The 17,305-nt window shown below is 74.1% G+C and carries 13 protein-coding genes; 9 read left to right on the forward strand and 4 right to left on the reverse strand.

What is annotated here, in order from left to right; translation table 11 throughout:
- From ACRYMN_RS10905 to ACRYMN_RS10915, 3 genes are all read right to left on the reverse strand, one after another.
- Positions 1–533, reverse strand: a 533-nt coding sequence (locus ACRYMN_RS10905) for a response regulator (protein ID WP_432494879.1), incomplete at its 3' end; no start/stop codon positions are given.
- Complete coding sequence (locus tag ACRYMN_RS10910) at positions 530–2,506, reverse strand: histidine kinase (RefSeq protein WP_432494881.1); 1,977 nt, start codon at positions 2,504–2,506, stop codon at positions 530–532. The genes ACRYMN_RS10905 and ACRYMN_RS10910, both read right to left, overlap by 4 nt.
- A 98-nt stretch (positions 2,507–2,604) precedes the next feature.
- Positions 2,605–3,324: a hypothetical protein gene (locus tag ACRYMN_RS10915; RefSeq protein ID WP_432494883.1), complete on the reverse strand. Its 720-nt coding sequence runs from the start codon at positions 3,322–3,324 to the stop codon at positions 2,605–2,607.
- A 244-nt stretch (positions 3,325–3,568) separates the two neighbouring features.
- Here ACRYMN_RS10915 and ACRYMN_RS10920 point away from each other — a divergent pair, with 244 nt between their 5' ends.
- Positions 3,569–4,522 (forward strand): oxygenase MpaB family protein, encoded by a 954-nt coding sequence (locus ACRYMN_RS10920; RefSeq protein WP_432494885.1) that lies wholly within the window; start codon positions 3,569–3,571, stop codon positions 4,520–4,522.
- A 612-nt stretch (positions 4,523–5,134) separates the two neighbouring features.
- On the opposite strand, the gene ACRYMN_RS10925 is transcribed toward ACRYMN_RS10920, so the two are convergent.
- A complete protein-coding gene (locus ACRYMN_RS10925) occupies positions 5,135–6,793 on the reverse strand; it encodes a dipeptide ABC transporter ATP-binding protein (protein WP_432494887.1) in 1,659 nt (552 codons plus the stop codon).
- 180 nt (positions 6,794–6,973) lie between these two features.
- On the opposite strand from ACRYMN_RS10925, the gene ACRYMN_RS10930 reads away from it, so the two are divergent.
- The 8 genes from ACRYMN_RS10930 (at position 6,974) to ACRYMN_RS10965 (ending at position 17,255) form a co-directional block, all read left to right on the forward strand.
- Entirely contained in the window at positions 6,974–8,182 is a 1,209-nt protein-coding gene (locus ACRYMN_RS10930) for a dipeptidase (protein ID WP_432494889.1), read from the forward strand.
- A complete protein-coding gene (locus ACRYMN_RS10935) occupies positions 8,182–9,819 on the forward strand; it encodes an ABC transporter substrate-binding protein (protein WP_432494891.1) in 1,638 nt (545 codons plus the stop codon). Before ACRYMN_RS10930 ends, ACRYMN_RS10935 begins: the two co-directional genes overlap by 1 nt.
- A 7-nt stretch (positions 9,820–9,826) precedes the next feature.
- A complete protein-coding gene (locus tag ACRYMN_RS10940; protein ID WP_432494893.1) occupies positions 9,827–10,789 on the forward strand; it encodes an ABC transporter permease in 963 nt (320 codons plus the stop codon).
- Positions 10,786–11,667, forward strand: coding sequence for an ABC transporter permease (locus ACRYMN_RS10945; RefSeq protein ID WP_432494895.1), 882 nt, complete (start codon positions 10,786–10,788; stop codon positions 11,665–11,667). The genes ACRYMN_RS10940 and ACRYMN_RS10945 overlap by 4 nt, the downstream gene beginning before the upstream one ends.
- Positions 11,664–12,893 (forward strand): M24 family metallopeptidase, encoded by a 1,230-nt coding sequence (locus ACRYMN_RS10950; protein WP_432494897.1) that lies wholly within the window; start codon positions 11,664–11,666, stop codon positions 12,891–12,893. Before ACRYMN_RS10945 ends, ACRYMN_RS10950 begins: the two co-directional genes overlap by 4 nt.
- A gap of 11 nt (positions 12,894–12,904) precedes the next feature.
- Positions 12,905–13,786 (forward strand): alpha/beta fold hydrolase, encoded by an 882-nt coding sequence (locus tag ACRYMN_RS10955; RefSeq protein WP_432494899.1) that lies wholly within the window; start codon positions 12,905–12,907, stop codon positions 13,784–13,786.
- Complete coding sequence (locus tag ACRYMN_RS10960; RefSeq protein WP_432494901.1) at positions 13,783–14,805, forward strand: Lrp/AsnC family transcriptional regulator; 1,023 nt, start codon at positions 13,783–13,785, stop codon at positions 14,803–14,805. Before ACRYMN_RS10955 ends, ACRYMN_RS10960 begins: the two co-directional genes overlap by 4 nt.
- Positions 14,806–15,938: 1,133 nt before the next feature.
- The gene (locus ACRYMN_RS10965; RefSeq protein ID WP_432494903.1) at positions 15,939–17,255 is read left to right on the forward strand and encodes a multidrug effflux MFS transporter; all 1,317 of its coding nucleotides are present in this window, start codon (positions 15,939–15,941) and stop codon (positions 17,253–17,255) included.
- Positions 17,256–17,305 lie beyond the last annotated feature (50 nt).

The following is a 17,305-nucleotide window of genomic DNA, read 5'->3' on the forward strand; positions in this document are numbered from 1 at the left end:
GTCTTTGGTGTAGTGGTCTGGTTCTGCGGGAGCGGACGCGCCCGCGGCGGCCGGGCCGCCGCCCCCCCGCCCCCCCCCCCCCCCCCCCCCCCCCCCCCCCCCCCCCCCCCCCCCCCCCCCCCCGCCAGCTGCGCCACCGCCCGCGCGGCCACCTCCGGGCCCAGCAGCACCTCCCCGGCGGCCACCGCCCGCACCCCGCGCTCGAGCTGCTCGGGCGTGGCCGACTTCAGCAGGTAGCCGCGCGCGCCGGCGCGCACGGCCGCCACCACCGACTCGTCGTCCTCCAGCATCGTCACCACCAGCACCCCCAGCCCCGGCAGGCGGCGCACCAGCTCGCGGGTCAGCTCCACGCCGCAGTCCGCGCCCAGGTGCAGGTCCACCAGGGCCACGTCGACGTCGCCGGTGACCGCGGCGCGCGCGGCGGCGGCGTCGGCGGCCTGCCCGGCCACCTCCACGTCCCCCAGCGAGCCCAGCATCGCCGCCACCCCCGTGCGGAACAGCGGGTGGTCGTCCACCACCACGACCCGGATCACCGCGACGCCACCCCCTCCACGCCCGCGCCGGCGCGGGTGCCGGTGCCCGCGCGCAGCGGCATGCGCGCGCGTACCGCGGTGCCCCCGCCGTCGGCGGGCACGCGCTGCCAGGCCCCGCCCTGCTCCTCGGCGCGCTCGCGCATCGAGCGGCTGCCCACGCCCTCGACGGCGCCGGCGGGCACGCCCGCGCCGTCGTCGACGACCTCCACGACCAGCTCGGCCCCGCGCACGGCCACGTCCACGTCCACCCGGGTGGCCCCGGCGTGCCGCGCGGCGTTGGTCAGCGCCTCGGCCACCACGCCGTACGCGGCCGCGACGAGCTCGACGGGCAGGCCGCACGCGTCGGCGCAGCGCACCCGCACCTCCAGCCCGCCGGCGCGGTGCCGGGCGGCCAGCTCCTCCAGCGCCGGACCCAGGCCCAGGTCCTCCAGGGCCGGCGGCAGCAGCGCCCGGGAGAGCTGGCGCACGTCGTCCACCCGCCCGCGCACCTCCTGCGACAGCGCGTCCAGCAGGTCCACGGCCGCGGCCGGGTCGGTGCCCACGAGGTTGCGCGCGCCCTGCAGGCCCATGCTCAGCCCCGCCAGCGCCGGGCCGAGGCCGTCGTGGACCTCCCGGCGCAGCAGCCGCCGCTCGGCCAGGCGCGCGGAGGTGACCCGGTCGCGGGCGCGCTCGAGGTCCTCCGAGGCGCGCACCAGCGCCAGGCCGGCGGCGACCACCCCCGACAGCTCCTCCAGGGCCCGGCCGGCGCGCGCGTCCAGCGCCTCGCCGGGCGGGGCGGTGACGACGAGCTCGCCCAGCCGCTGCCCGCGGTGGGTCAGCGGCACGGCCGTGCCCGGGCCGGTGGCGGTGCCGCGGGCGGCGCGCAGGCGCCCGTCGTCGTCGAGCAGCACCACCGACTCCAGCCGCAGCCCGGTGCCGACGCGGTCCACCAGCCCCTGCAGCAGCTCCCCGCCGGTGGCCGCGCGCCCGAGCTGGGCGCCCAGGCGCTGGGCGGCGCGCCCGGGGTCGAGCGCGTCGCCGTGCACCAGGCGCGCCACCCGGCGCTGCACCCACAGCCGCGAGGGCTGCACGGCCACGGCCACGGCGGCCGCGGCCACCACCTGCGCCACCCCCGAGGCCGGCAGCACCGCGGTCACCGCCGCGGTCACCACCAGGTACAGCGCGAACAGCACGGCGGTGAGCACCCCGGCGGTCACGGCGCGGCTGACGGCCAGGTCGATGCCCCACAGCCGCTGGCGCAGCACCACCGCCAGCACGGCGGCGGGGAAGACGGCCTGCACGGCCAGGTGCAGGGCCGGGGTGGACCACGCCGGCAGCACGCCCATCAGCGCCGGCACGGCGAACGGGGCGAACGAGGCGGTCATCAGGGCGGTGCCCAGGGCCAGCCAGCCCAGGCCGATGCGCCCGGCGGGCGCCCCGGTGCGCCAGCGGCGCACGGCGTCGGCGGTGGCCGCGGCCCCGACCAGCACGGCCGGCACCGCCCACGGCCGCGGGTCGCCCGTGCCGGCGACCTGCGCGGCGGTCGCGCCCACGGCCACGGCGGCGCCCGCCGCCGCGCCCGCCCACGCCGCGCCGGGGCGGTCCTCGCGCACCAGCCACGGCACGACGGTGAACAGCGCCAGCGTGCCGGGCACCCACGCGACGGCGTTGAGCACCACCAGCGGCTCCAGCGCCGCCGCCGGCCCGCCCCGCCCGGCCAGCACCCCCGCGGCCCCGCCGAGGGCGGCCAGCCCGCCGCCCACGGCGGTCAGCGCCAGCAGCCACGGCACCGGGTGGCGCCGGCGGGCCAGCACCACGCCCCCGACGGTGCCGTGCACGAGCGCGACGGTGACGTCGACGAGCAGGTAGAGCGCCTCCGGCCCCAGCGGCGGGCGCGCGGCCGCGACCGCGACGACCGCCAGCAGCGCCGGCAGCCACGCGGCCGTCGCCACGGCCAGCGCCGCGCGGGGTCGCCCGGCCGCCGTCCCCTCCACGGCGGCCGGTCCCCGCACCCCCCGGTGCCCCGCCCCCCGGCGTGCCGGCACCCGCGCGCTCGTCCCCACGGGGTGGACGGTAGGGCTCCCGCGCCCGCTCAGGCGGGGATTTCCGGCCGGGGCTCCAGCCGGCCGGCGCGGCGGTCGCCGAGCCAGAAGCCGAGGCTGACCACCAGCAGCCACACCGGGCCGGTCATGCCGGCCAGGTACTGGAACGGCGAGACGCCCACCAGCAGCGTCAGCCCGCCCAGGAGGAGGCTGGCCACGCCCAGCCACGCCGGCGCCGCGCGGTGGCGCAGCGCGGCCAGCGCCACGCACAGGCCCGTCACGCCCGCACCCACCCACAGCCACGCGACGGTGCCGGTCCAGTGACCCATGAGCACCAGCGCCTCGGGCACCGCGAGCGAGGGGTCACCCAGGCCGAAGTACAGCTCCGTGGTCAGGCCGGTGCCCATCAGCCCGGCGACGGAGACCAGGCCCAGGCCGCCGGCGGCCACGGCCGGCAGCAGGCTGCCGCGCGCCAGGCGCCCGGCCAGGCGGCGGTGCAGGCCGGCGGCGGCGACGAGCAGCAGCAGCGCGGCGGGCAGGTTGGTGACGTGGTGGGCCAGCACCCAGGCGCGCTCGTCGGCCATCGCGGCCACGGTGGCCTCCGCGCCGCGCGGGGAGACCTCGTACACGGCGTTCAGGTGGCTGCTGACCACGCCGGTGCTCAGGCCGCCGAGGACGGCGGCGACCGCGCCGGCGGCGGCCCAGCCGCGGCCGGGGCGGGCCGGCGCGCCGCTGCGCGCGCTCTGCGGGGGACTGGTGAGGACGGACACGTGCTGCTCCTGTCGGTCGGTGGGCGGGGCGCCGGGCGCCCCGCGCGGCTCCGCGGTGGAGCCGGGGGAGAACCTGCCGCGCCCGCCGTCCCGGGCGGCAGGGCCGCCGCGCCCGACTTCCCGGGCGCCCCGCGCCCGGGACGCCCGGGACGCCCGGGACGCCCGGGACGCCCGGGACGCGCAGTACGCCCAGGACGCGCGGGACCGGGTGGCGGGGGAGCGGGGCGCGGGCGAGGCTCACCGCGTGCCCGCCCCCGCCGCCCCCGACGCCTCCGCCGCCCCGCCGCCCGGCCCGCTGGAGCGGGTGCGGCGCACCTTCCGCGCCCGCGTCGCCGGCGACCCCACCGGCGCGCCGCCGTGGGTGCGCGACATCGCCCTCGACGACGACCGCGACGGCTGGTTCGACCCGGACGGGGTGGTGTGGGCGGTGCACGGCGGGCTGAGCACCCTCGTCGGCGGGCTGGTCGCGCTGCTGGGCCAGGCCGCGCACCCCCTGGCGCTGGCCGGGGTGCAGGGCCACTCCGACTACCGGCAGGACCCGTGGGCGCGCCTGGCCGGCACCGCGCGCTGGCTGGCGGTGTGCACCTTCGGCTCCGGGCGCCTCGCCGAGCGCGACTGCGCGCGCGTGCGCGGGATGCACCGGCGCGTGCGCGGCACCACCGCCGACGGGCGCGCCTACTCCGCCGGCGACCCGGACCTGCTGCGCTGGGTGCACCTGGCCTTCACCGACGCGTTCCTCGCCGCCCACCGCGAGCTCGGCGAGGACCTCGCCCCGCGCTTCGGCCCCCGCTGGGCCGACGACTACGTGCGCGAGTGGGCCCGCACCGCCCGCGCGCTGGGGGCGCAGGACCTGCCGGGCAGCGAGGCGGAGCTGGCCGAGGCGCTGGCGGCGTTCGCGCCGGTGCTCGAACCCGTGCCCGGCGAGCTGCGCGGCTTCCTGCTCTCCCCACCGGGGCTCACGCGCGCGGAGGCGCCGTTCTACGCGGGCCTGGCCGGCGCCGCGGACCTGCTCCTGTCGCCCGTGGTCGCCCCGCTGGCCGGCGCCCCGGGCCGGGCCGAGCGCGGCCCGCGCGCCCGGCTGCGCCTGGCGCTCACCCGCGGGCAGCTGCGCGCGCTGGCCGCCGTGACCGGCCGCGAGCCGTGGGAGCAGGCCGGCCGCTACCGCACGGGCACCGGGCCGCGCCCCACCTGGCTCTGAGCCCCGCCCGGCGGCTCACGCGACGGGCGCCCCGCTCCACGCGCCGATCGGCGCCCGCTCGCCGCGCGAGCCGTCGCCGCGACGATCTCCGAACGCGCCGGCCGGCTCGACGATCGCCGCGCCTGCGGCGGTTCGGGCGGGCGCCCTCCGCGTGAGGGGCAGTGCTCCGTCGGCAGCGAGTCACCGACCTGCTCGATCTCCACGAAACCCCGTCACCCACCGTGGAAGACCGTCGAGGAAGCGCCGCGCTTGGCCTTCGCGGCAGGTGCGCGCAGGAGGGACCGGTGACCGCTGCAGCGGCCAGCTCACCGACGGGTGCAGGTGCACGACTCGACCAGCGAGCACGTCACCGCTCTGCCGGTCGGTGAGGCACGTCACCGAGCGGTCCCGCCAGCCGGTGGATCAGCACGGTCGCTGTCCGTCCGTACCGCTGATCCACGACGTCGTCCCCCGGTCGTCCCCCGGTCGTCCCCCGGTCGTCCTCCGGCGGTACGTCGGTCTCAGCTCGTCCGTTCTCAGCTCGCCCTTCGGTGCGCCTGGCCCGCCGGCTCGGCGCGATGGTGCTCAGCGCGCTGCACGGGCTGCTCCACGCCGTCGCGAGCAGGGGGAGGATCAGGTCGCTGCCACCAGTTTGCCGCGCTCTGCTCGCGAGGCCGGGGGGATGGAGTCGAGCAGCCGGCGGGTGTAGGCCTGCCGAGGCGCTTCGAAGACCTGTTCGGTGTCTCCGACCTCCACGGCGACTCCGTGGTGCATGACGAGGACGCGGTGTGCCAGGTTGCGCACCACTGAGAGGTCGTGGGAGATGAACAGGACCGCGACGCCGAGACGCTCCTGGATGGCGACGAGCAGGTCGGTGACCTGCGCCTGGATGGTGACGTCCAAGGCGGAGACGGGCTCGTCGCACACCAGGACCTGCGGGTCCAGGGCCAGGGAGCGGGCGATGCCGATGCGTTGACGCTGCCCGCCGGAGAACTGGTGCGGGTAGCGGTCCATGACCTCCGGCGCCATGCCCACGAGGTCGAGGAGCTCGGCGACACGATCCCGTCGACCGTCCCGTGATCCGTGCCGGGCGGTCACCATGGGTTCGGCGATGACGTCGCGCACGCGCATGCGAGGGTCCAGGGAGGAGTACGGGTCCTGGAACACCATCTGCACCCCGCGCTGTGCGCCGGGGCGGCGACCTCTGCGGCGGGTGACGTCGCGGCCCCCGTAGAGGACGGTGCCCTCGTCGGCGGCTTCGAGACCGACGATCATCCGAGCCAGCGTGGACTTGCCGGATCCGGACTCCCCGACCACGCCGAGCGTCTCGCCGTGGCGCAGGTCGATGCTCACGTCGTCGACGGCCCGGACCGTGCGCCGGTTCCAGCGCGGACCACCGCGGAAGGTCCGGACCATGCCGGTGGCCGACAGCACGACGTCGGGGGAGCGGGAGCCGGACGGAGCCAGGACGCGCGCGGGTCGGGGGACGGGGACGGCGCCCAGCAGCTCTCTGGAGTACGACGCTCGTGGTGAGGTGAGCACCTGATCCGCGTCACCGGTCTCGACGACGAGGCCGTGGCGCATGACGGTCACGCGGTCGGCCACCTCGGTGACGACACCGATGTCGTGAGTGATGAGGAGCACGCCCATGTCGAAGGTCTGACGCAGGTCGTGCAGCAGGCGCAGGATCTGGGCCTGCACCGTGACGTCGAGGGCTGTCGTGGGCTCGTCCGCGATGAGCAGTTCCGGCTCGAGCGAGACGGCCATCGCGATGAGGATGCGTTGACGCATGCCCCCGGAGAACTGGTGGGGGTAGTCCTCCAGGCGCTGACGGGGGTTGGCGATGCCGACGAGGTCGAGCAGCTCCGCGGCCCGCTCCGTCACGCGCTGTCGTGGCCAGGCGCGGTGCACCCGCAGGACCTCCCCGAGCTGGTCGCCGATGCTCAGCACGGGGTTCAGGGAGGACAGCGCGTCCTGCAGCACCATGCTCATCCGCTCACCGCGAACGGCACGGCGCTGCTCGCTGCTCATGGCGAGCAGGTCCTCCCCCGACAGGCGCAGCTCCTCCGCGGTGACGGTGGCGGCGGGATCGACCACGCCCATGACTGCGCGGGCGGTCACGGTCTTGCCCGAGCCGGACTCCCCCAGCAGGGCGTGCAGCTCGCCGGGTCTCACCTCGAGGTCGACCCTGGAGGCGGCCACGAAGACGGGGTCCGAGGCGGGGTCCGAGGTGGGGGTGGACGTGCCGCTCGGGGCGGGGAAGGTCACCGTGAGGCCGCGTGCGTGCAGCACGGGCTCATGTGCGGGCCGTGTGGTCACGGCCTCATCATGCACCCCCGCCGGCTGCCGGAATGTTTCACTCAGGTCAACTCTTCGCCGGGATTCATCAGCACTCTTGACTCCTGCACCGGATGCAACACATCGTTGCGCATCGAACGCCGCCCTCGACGGACGGCCGACCCAGGAGGGCCCGTGCTGGAACCCGCCAAGCGGTACACCGGTTACACCGCCTACGACTACCTCGAGAAGGGGGTGGACTACCGCGCCTTCGACTACGCCGAGCAGATCGGACGTGTGCCCGAGTACGCCGGTCTCGACCTCAGCGCCGAGCAGGCTGAACGCACCCGACGCCTGCTCACCGAAGAGGTGGTCATCTCCCTGCACGAACACGTGCAGGTCTTCCCCGAGGACATGGGGCAGCTGCGCGAGCACATCCGCCAGGGCCGCGAACCCACCGCCTACGAGGGGCTCTCGCGCTCGGGCCTGACGGCCGTCTTCGACAACGGCATGGACGGCACCTGCTGCATCTCCAGCGACGCCGGCTGGAAGTACCAGGACGTGCTCTTCGACCTCGGCGTCCGGATGGCGGACATCGCGCACCAGGACTTCGTCGTCAAGGGCGAGAGCATCGCGGACATCGAGCACGCCCACGAGAGCGGCCGCATCGCCCACGTCTTCGCCCTGGAAGCCTCGACCATGATCGAGAACGAGGTCGACCGGCTCGACGTCCTGTACGGCTTCGGCGTGCGTCAGATGGGCATCGCCTACTCCGAGGCCAACACCCTCGGCAGTGGGCTGAAGGAGCGCGGCGACGGGGGCCTCACCTACTTCGGCGAGCGCGCCGTCAAGCGCATGAACAAGCTCGGCATCGCCATCGACATCTCCCACTCCGGCGACCAGACGTGCCTGGACACGATCGAGGTGTCCGACAAGCCGGTGCTCATCACCCACGCCGGTGCTCGCACCGTCTGGCCGACCAACCGCATGAAGACCGATGCCACCATCAGGGCCTGCGCCGAGAAGGGTGGGGTCATCGGCGTGGAGGCCGCGCCGCACACCACGCTGTCGCCGGATCATCCCCGGCACAGCCTGGAGTCGGTCATGGACCACTTCACCTACTGCGTCGAGCTCGTCGGCATCGACCACGTGACCTTCGGTCCCGACACGCTCTTCGGCGACCACGTCGGGCTGCACGACGCCTTCGCCGCCAACCTGTCCCTGGGACAAGCCCACGCCGGCGTGCAGTACGAGAAGGTCCCTTACGTCGACGGTCTGGAGAACCCAGCCGAGTGCTTCACCAACATCATCGGCTGGCTGGTTCAGCACGGGTACTCCGACGACGAGATCCGCAAGGTCGTGGGGGGCAACACCCTGCGAGTCCTGAAGGAGGTCTGGGTCTGATGGCTCCCACCCGAAGGCTCCTCCTCCTCGGTGGCGCCTCGACCGTGGCCTCCGCCTGGGCGCTGGCGGCGTGCGCGCCCTCGGCCCCGGAGGAACCCGCCGGGGACTCCTCAGGTGCTCCCACGGCCGGGACTGACACCTTGACGCTGGCGACGACGACGGATGTCGTGAACTTCAACCCCGTCATCGGCAACAGCCGCTCCGACCAGTGGATGACCGGTCTGATGTACCCGCGGCTGCTCACCATCGCCGACGACGGCAGCAAGGAGGCCGAGGTCGCGACCGAGTGGGGTTACGTCGACGAAACCACGGGCTTCTACGACATCCGTGACGACATGGCTTGGAGCGACGGTGAGCCCTTGACCGCAGAAGACGTCGCGTGGACGCTCAACGCCGTCAAGCGGGACGCCCCGTCAGGCACGTTCTACGGTCAGCTCGCCAACTTCGTCGAAGCCCGAGCGATCTCGCCCAGCCGGGTCGAGTTCTCCATGCGGACCCCGGACTCCTCCCTCGTCGACGAGATCGGGTTCTGGGGCTGCATCGTCCCCCAGCACGTCTTCGAACCCGCGGGTTCGATCGCGGAGTTCGCCAACGACGGCGGCGCCGGGGGTTGGGTCAGCGCCGGACCGTACCTGCTGACCGAGGTGCAGGTGGGTCAGAGCTACTCCTTCGAGCGCGTCGACAGGTACCCCCTGGTCGAAGGGGGGACACCCATCCCGGCGAAGGTCGTCTACCGCGTCTTCCCCGACGTCAACACCGAGATCCTGGCGCTGCGCAGCGGGGAGGTCGACGTCATCGCGAACGCGCTCCCCCCGGCGCAGGTCGAACCGCTGCGCTCCGTCGAGGGCATCGACGTGGCCGAGGCGGCCGGACTGGGTTACGCGCACATGGTCTACAACATGCAGAACCCCGACCTGGCCAAGGTCGAGGTCCGTCGCGCCCTGGCGCAGTCCAGCGACTACGACGCCATCCGGCAGGTCGCCTTGTCGGGGCAAGCCGTCTCCACCGGCTCGAGCCCCCTCTTCCCCGCTCTGACGCAGTACCACGACGATTCCATCACCGAGTACGAGTTCGACCCCGACGCGGCACGCGACCTCATGCGCCAGGCCGGGTACACCGAGGACGGCGACGGCATGTTCAACGTGTCCTTCCGCCTCATCTACTCCCTGCAGGACTCCGTCACCTCGCAGTGGGCGCAGATGGTCAAGGACTCCTCGGCCCAGGCGGGCATCACCATCGAGTTGCAGGGCTCCGAACGCAACACCTACCTCGCCTTGACCAACGACGGGGACTACGACATCTACGCCGGCAACTTCGCCATCATGGACGACCCGGTGCTGAACTTCTCCTTGTCCTACCTGCCCGGCGGAGCCATCAACTACACCTACTGCGATGACCCGCAACTGAACGACCTCATCGCTGAAGGAGCTGCGACGACCGACCTGCAGGCCAAGGTCGAGATCTTCCGGGACGCCGCGCGCATCGTTCACGACCAGGTCTACGACAACATCATGTACACGCAGAACCTCTTCTTCGGCCACAGCGACGCCTGGTCCGGCTTCACCGCCCGTCCCAGCGAGCTGCTCTCCATCGTCAACCCCGTCTCGATCGCCTCGGCGTCGAAGTCGGCGAGCTGAGGAGACCGTGTCCACCGCCTCCTTCGTGCTGCGCCGGCTGGGCCGGGGACTCCTCACCATCTGGTTCGCAGTCACCGTGACCTTCCTGCTGCTGCGACTGCTGCCGGGCGACCCCGCCCTGGCGGTGTCGAGTCCCACGCAGACGGAGGAGGCCAGGGCGTTGCTGCTCACCCAGTACGGCCTGGACCGGCCGCTGATCGAGCAGTACGTCCTCTACCTCGGACAGCTGCTGCAGGGCGATCTGGGGGTGTCGTTCACCCAGTCGGTGCCCGTCCTCGACGTCCTGCTGGGTCGCCTGCCCTGGACGCTGCTGCTCACGGTCGTCGCGCTCACCTCCACCGTCCTGCTGGGCGTTCCGCTGGGGGTGCTGGCCGCGTCTCGGCGAGGAGCGTTCCTCGACAAGGCCGTCCAGGTCCTCGGCGTCACGGGCCAATCGCTGTTCGTGCCCAGCATCGGCGTCCTGCTGCTCTTCGTCCTCGGGCTCAAGCTGGGCTGGGCCCCGATCGGCGGCGCGTACTCCCAGGGCGTCTACGGCGGGCAGTGGTACCTCTCGGTGCTGCACCACCTGCTGCTCCCCGGCATCTCCCTGACCCTCGTGCAGCTCGGCTCCTACGTGCTCACCCTGCGCGCCACCCTCGTCGACGCCCTCGCCGACGACTACGTCGTGCTGGCCCGCGCCAACGGGCTCTCCGAGCGGCGCATCCTGTGGAAGCACGCCCTGCGGAACGCCTTGCTGCCGGCGACCACCCTCATCGGCCTGCAGCTGGGCTTCCTCGTCGGCGGCGCCGTCCTCACCGAGACCGTGTTCGCCTACCCCGGCGTCGGCCGGGGCATCTACGAGGCGGTGACCCAACTGGACTTCCCCGTCCTGCAAGGTGCGTTCCTGATGCTCGCCGTCACGGTCGTGCTCGCCAACACCCTCACCGACCTCGTCTACGGCTGGCTGGACCCGCGGGTGAGGGCATCGTGAGCGCCGTCCTGCCCGGTGCCGAGGTCCTCCCCGACGCCAAGCGCACCTCGACCTCCACCTGGCGTGCCTTCCGCCGTCAACCACTGGGGGTGCTCGGGCTCGCCGTCCTCGGCCTGCTGCTGCTCGTGGCGGTGGTGGGCCCCTGGCTCGTCACCGCCCCCGCCAGCTACGGCACCACCGTGCTGGACGCCCCGAGCGGACGGTTCTGGCTCGGTACCGACGCCCTGGGCCGCGACGTGTTCGCCGAGGTCGTCTGGGGCACCCGCTCCTCGGTCGCGGTCGCCCTCGCGGCATCCGCCATCGCCATCGCCATCGGCACCCTCGTCGCAGTCGTCGGGGCCTACGTGCCCTGGCTCGACGCCATCGTCAGCATCGTCGTCGACCTGACGCTGTCCCTGCCCGTCCTTCCGCTGATGATCCTCGTCGCGGCCCTCGCCGGCCCGAGCACGACCACGCTCATCGTGGTCGTCGCCGCCTTCTCGTGGCCGGAGGTCACCCGCCTCGTCCGCTCCCAGGCCCTCACGATCGTCGGCCTGCCCTACGTCGACGCAGCTCGACTCATGACCCGCAACCACGCGTGGATCATCGCCCGTCACGTCGTGCCGGCGGTCACCCCGGTCATCGTCGTCTCCGTCGTCGTCACCGCGTCCCGCGCAGTGCTCTCCGCGGCCGGCCTCGCCTTCCTCGGCCTGGGCGATCCCACGTCCTGGTCGTGGGGACGCATCCTCTACGAGGCGCAGTCGGCAGGAGCCATGGTCAGCGCCTGGTGGCTGACGCTGTTCCCCTCGCTGGCCATCCTGGCCCTGGTGCTCTCCGCCACCCTCGTCTCCATCGCCTACAACGACGCGCGCAACCCGCGCACCGGGGGTACGGCATGACCAGCACCCCCGACACCCCCTCGGCCTCCACTTCGGGCACGGGTCCCGTCCTCACCCCGCCCTTCGAGCCGCGGTTGAGCCACGACGTCTTCGACCGCATCCTGACCCGCGTGCGCCGGCGCATGAGCGCCGACGGGTTCGACGGGCTGCTGAGCGACGACCCCGACGACGTCGCGCACCTCACCGGCTTCTTCCACCACCCCAGCGAGCGACCCGTGGCTGCCCTCCTCACCCTCGAGGGTGACGTGACCCTCCTCGTCCCCGAGCTGGAGGTCGATCACGCCCTGGACCAGGACGTACGGGCCCGGCTGGTCTCCTACCCCGAGTACCCCGGCGTGGTCAACCCCTTCGCCGCACTGTTCGCCACCGCACCCGACGGGCGACTGGCGGTCACGACGCAGATCACGCAGCACCGGCTCGCGATGCTGCGCGCAGGCTCAGGGGGGCGGGAGTGGGTGCCCAGCGACCTGCTGGTCGGGGTCCGCGCGGTGAAGGAACCCGAAGAGGTCGTCCTGCACCGCGAGGCAGCGCGCATCACCGACGTGATGCTGCGCGCCGGCGTCGACCTGGTGGCCGACGGCGCCGCCGGCGGGACGCTCCCGTCCGAGGCCGACCTGGCCCGGCACGTGGGGGCGGTCGGGGTCCAGGAGATGTACGCCCACCACGCCGACGTGGTCGTCGTGTCCCCCCTCGCCGGCGGCCTGGTCTACGCCGGCGAGAACTCCGTGCGCCCGCACGGCCTGCCCTCGGGGCGGCGGCTGCGACCGGGAGACACCTTCGTGCTCTCCCTCGGCTGCGCGGTCGGCGGCCGCTTCGTCGAGGGGGAGCGCACCTTCGTCCTCGGTGCACCCACTGCGCAGCAGCGTCGCTACCACGACGCCGTGCGCGACGCGCAAGCCGAGGGATCACGCGCCATCGCCCCCGGCGTCCGTTGCGCGGACTCCAACGCCCGGTGCCTGGACGTGCTCCGCGACGCCGGCCTCGGGCGCCACCTGCGCCACCGACAGGGCCACGGCATCGGGCTGGGGATGCACGAGCCGCCCTGGCTGGAAGACGGCGACGACACCGTCCTGCGACCCGGCATGATCGTCTCCAACGAACCCGGCATCTACGTGCCCGGCCATGCCGGCTACCGCATCAGCGACAGCGTGCTGGTCACCGCGACGGGGTCCGAACCGCTGACCACGTTCCCCCGCAGTCTCGACGACTGCCTCGTCCCCCTCTGAGAGGCACCCCCATGACCCGGAGCCAGACGACGCAGGGCGCGACCAGCCAGAGCACGACGCAGCGCGTCCGCATCAACGGCAACGAGCTCGCCGTCGATGTCCTCGGACCTCCCGACGCGCCCGTCGTCATCGCCCACCACGGTGCACCCGGCCTGGGCTCGCGCGCCGAACCGCGAGCCAGCTTCGGTCGTCTCGCCGACGAGTACCGAGTCGTCGTGTTCGACGCGCGCGGCAGCGGGGAGAGCGAAGGATCCGGCGTCTTCAGCCACGAGCAGTGGGCCGCCGACATCGACGGTCTGCGTCAGTGGGTCGGGGCCGACCGCATCGTCATGGCTGGAGGGTCCTACGGTGGCTTCATGGCCATGGAGTACGCGATCCGCCACCCTGAACGGGTACTCGCTCTCGTGCTGCGCGACACGTCGGCGGACTCCTCCAACATGGGCCGAGCTCGTCAGAACGCCCTCACCAACGACCGCGTGAAGATCGACATGGAGAAGTTCGACCGGATCGACCAGGGCCGCGTCCGCGACGACGACGACCTGCGCGAGTGCTGGCGGGAGATCTTGCCGCTCTACGACCACGTCTACGACCCAGCCGTCGTCGAACGCAAGGTCGCGGCGACGCCCTACCGCTACCGAGCCCACAACTACGCCTTCAGCGTGAACATGCCGACCTACGACATCTCCGCCCTGCTGCCCTCCATCAGCGCGCCCACCCTCGTCACCGTCGGGCGAACCGACTGGATCACCCCTGTCGAGTGCAGCGAGAGGATCGCCTCACTGATCCCCGACGCCCGCCTCGAAGTCTTCGAGAAGTCGGGTCACTCCCCGCAGGTGGAGCAGGCCGAGGAGTGGACAGCTGTCGTGCGCTCCTTCCTGCACCAGGTGTTGTGAACAACCTCCAGGACGGGCTCAGCGAGCTCGACAAGCGCATCGTGGTCGCTCTGCAACCCAACGGCCGCGCGAGCTGGCGCACGATCGCGGAGAAGGTGGGCAGTTCCACGGCGACCGTCACCCGCCGCGGCCAGCAACTGCTCACCGACGGCGTGGTCAAGGTCGCCGTCGTGCCGGCGCTGGCGGCCGGCGGCGCCTACTCAGCCTTCTGGGCGCGCATCAACTGCGTTCCGGGGGAGTCGATGGCGGTGGCTGAGAAGCTCGCGGCCAGCCCTGACGTGCGCTTCTGCGCCGTCGTGGCCGGGGAGTACGACATCGTCGCGGAGATCATCCTGCGCGGGAACGCCTCGACCTACCCCAAGCTGCTGCAGCACCTGCAGAGCCTACCCGGCGTCAGGCGCTGGCGCAGCGACTACACGTTGCACGTGTACAAGGTGAGCTTCGACTGGGGTCGTCAGCTGTTCGGCGAGGAGCCCACGACCGGGCACCTCTCCTCGGCCTTCGACGAACCGGAGGAGTGCTCACCTCAACACCTCGACGACGTCGACCGTCAGATCGTCGCCAGCCTGCAGGCCGACGGGCGGGAAGCTTTCCAGCGCATCGCCGACAACTTGGGTCTCAACGAGTCCAGCGTCCGTCGGCGTTACGACCGGCTGCGCAGCAACGGGTGTCTCGACGTCCTCACGCTGGTGCAGTCGGCGGCCCTGGGCATGGGGGCGGAGACGCTGGTCCAGATCACGGTCGTGCCCAGCCACCTGGAAGCCGTCGCCGCGAAGCTGTCCGCGTTCCCGTTCGTGCGCTACCTGGCTCTCATGCTGGACACGAACTCGCTGTTGTGCGAGCTCATCATGCCGAACGGTCGCGACCTGCACGGATTCCTCACCGGGCCGCTGTCGCACATGGAGGGTGTGAACGGCTGGTCGGCGTCGATGGAACTCGTGTTCCTGAAACGTGGCTTCATCGAGACGCCGTGGTGGCGGGTGCAGGTGCAGAGCCGACCTCTGCTCACCGCTGGGTAGGCGATGCCGGCGGTCGTCGAGCGATCCCGTCGAAGTCCTGGCGCTGCGCCAGGTGCTGCTGCGAGTACCGGGTGGAGCCGTGCGACGAGCCGGCGGGTCCTCGTGATCCACCGGTCGACGGCCCGGCGCGCTCCGTCGACCCACGGGGACCGATCGACCTGCCGCACGTTCCCGGACCCCACCACCGGCCGCCTCCGGTGCTGCGACGGCTCTCGTGCTGGACGGTGGGTCCTGGCGACGTGGCGACGGCGCTCAGCGGGCGGAACCGGCGCAGGTGCCCTCCCCGGTGCGTCGTGCAGCAGGGGGCCAGGTGGAGAGCTGGGCCCACCCGCAGCCGGTGCCGTCCCCGTCGCGGTCGAGCTCACGGCCGTGGCCGGACCGCCCGGCGTGGACCGGTGGGGTGGTCCTGCGGGTGGCGCGGCTCGTGCTGCGCCCGTGGGCGCCACGAGCGTGGGCGCTGCGGGCGTGAGCGCCGCAGCGCCGGCCGCGGCACCGGCTGGGGTGCCGGGTGCGGCGCCGGTCGAGGTGGTGGGCAGGAGCTGCTCGGGGCACGGGGCCGGCACGCGGGCGGTGGCGTCGCGATCGGCGGTGGTGACCCGCAACCCCCGCGCCACCTCGATCGCGACCCGCCGAGCGACGCAGGTCCGGCTGTGGCCGTCGGTCGGGTGGCAGCCAGGTGGCCGCGTCCGCACCGCCGAGGAGGTGTCCTCGCCCCGGGTGGAGGCGGTGCTCCGTCCGCTGCACGGTCGACCAGCGTGCCGGTGACCACCACGCGGTCGCGGGTGCCGAGCTCGCAGGTCCTGCCGCGGTCGGTGCGCCTGGGCGCCGCCCGAGCCCGTCCCGGCGGGCGGGGACGTTTGACCGAACCGGTTCGGGGGCACCTGACGTACGTCGGGGCAACGGTCGGCGCGGCGCGCGGGCCGGCGTGGAGACGCTGCGGGCCCCGGCGCGCCACCGGCCCCCCTCGCCCCGGAGAACCCGTGCCCGGCAGCCCGCCACCCCGTCACCCCGCCACCCCCGCCCCCGGTCGCGCAGCGCGCCCCGGCCGCCCGCGGCGCGCCCCCGACCCGCCGCGGCGCGCCGCCGACCCACCGCGGCGCGCCGCCGACCCGCCGCGGCGGCCGGCGGACGAGGTGCCCGAGCCGGCCACCGCGGTCGCCGACGCCGCCACCGCGGACGTGGCCCCCTCCGCCGCGGGACCGGCGGCGCCCGAGGCGCTGACCGGCCGGCGCCCGCGCCCGCCCGGCACGGCCGGCCTGGTGCTGCTGCTGGGCTCCATGGCGGCGCTGGGCGCGATCAACACCGACCTGTACCTGCCCTCGCTGCCGCGGGTGGCCTCCGACCTGGGCTCGAGCGCCTCCGGTGCCCAGCTGACGATCACCGTGGTGCTCGTGGGCATGGCGCTGGGCCAGCTCGTCGTCGGCCCGCTCAGCGACCGCTACGGCCGCAAGACCCCCGTGCTGGTCGGCTTCGGCGTCTTCGTGCTCGCCTCGCTGCTGTGCGCGGTGGCGCCGAGCCTGCCGGTGCTGGTGGGGCTGCGCCTCCTGCAGGGCCTGGGCGTCTCGGCGGGCGCGGTCACCGGCATGGCGGTGGTGCGCGACCTGTTCACCGGCTCGGCGGCCGCGCGGCTGATGTCGCGGCTGGTGCTGGTGATCGGCGTGGCGCCGCTGTTCGCGCCGACCCTGGGCGGGGCGCTGGCCGGGGTGGCCGGCTGGCGGGCGGTGTTCGTCGTGCTGGCCGCGGCCGGCGTGGCGCTGGTCGTGGCGGTGCGCCGGCGGCTGCCGGAGACGCGCCCGGACGCCGGCGCCGACCGGCCCGGGGCGGGGGCGCGCGACACGCTCGTGCAGGCGCTGCGCACGTACGCGCGGCTGCTGCGCGACCGCCGCTTCACCGGCTTCGCGCTGCTGCCGGGCCTGGCCATGTCGGTGATCCTCTGCTACGTCTCCGTCTCGCCGTTCGTCTTCCAGGAGGTGCACGGGCTGTCCACCGGGCAGTTCGGCCTGCTGTTCGCCCTCAACGGCGTCGCGCTCGTCGGCGGCACCCAGCTCAACGCCGCCCTCGTCTCGCGCTCCTCGCCGCTGGCGCTGCTGCGCGTGGGCGTGCCGCTGAGCGCGGCGCTCGCGCTCGTCCTGCTCGCCGTGGTGCTCACCGGGGCCGGGGGGCTGGTCGGGCTGCTGGTGCCCCTGTGGTTCCTGCTGGCCAGCGGCGGCCTGATCTCGCCGAACGCGGTGACCTGCGCGCTCGCCGAGCACGGCAGCACCGCCGGCTCGGCCGCCGCCCTGGTCACGGCCACGCAGTTCGGCCTCGCCGGCGCGGTGGGCACCGTGGCCGGCGCGCTGGGCGGCGACGAGCGCGCCATGGCGTCGGTGATGACGGCCGCGGCGCTGGCGGCCTGCTGCTCGCTGCTGGTGGCCACGCGCGCGCGCCCGGGCGCGCCGGCGGCCGCCTGAGCGGAGGCGGGCCACCCGCACCCGCTCGGCGGGGTGCGACGCCGTTGCTG

This window comes from Kineococcus gypseus (assembly GCF_050871305.1).
GTDB classification, from domain to species: Bacteria; Actinomycetota; Actinomycetes; order Actinomycetales; family Kineococcaceae; genus Kineococcus; species Kineococcus gypseus.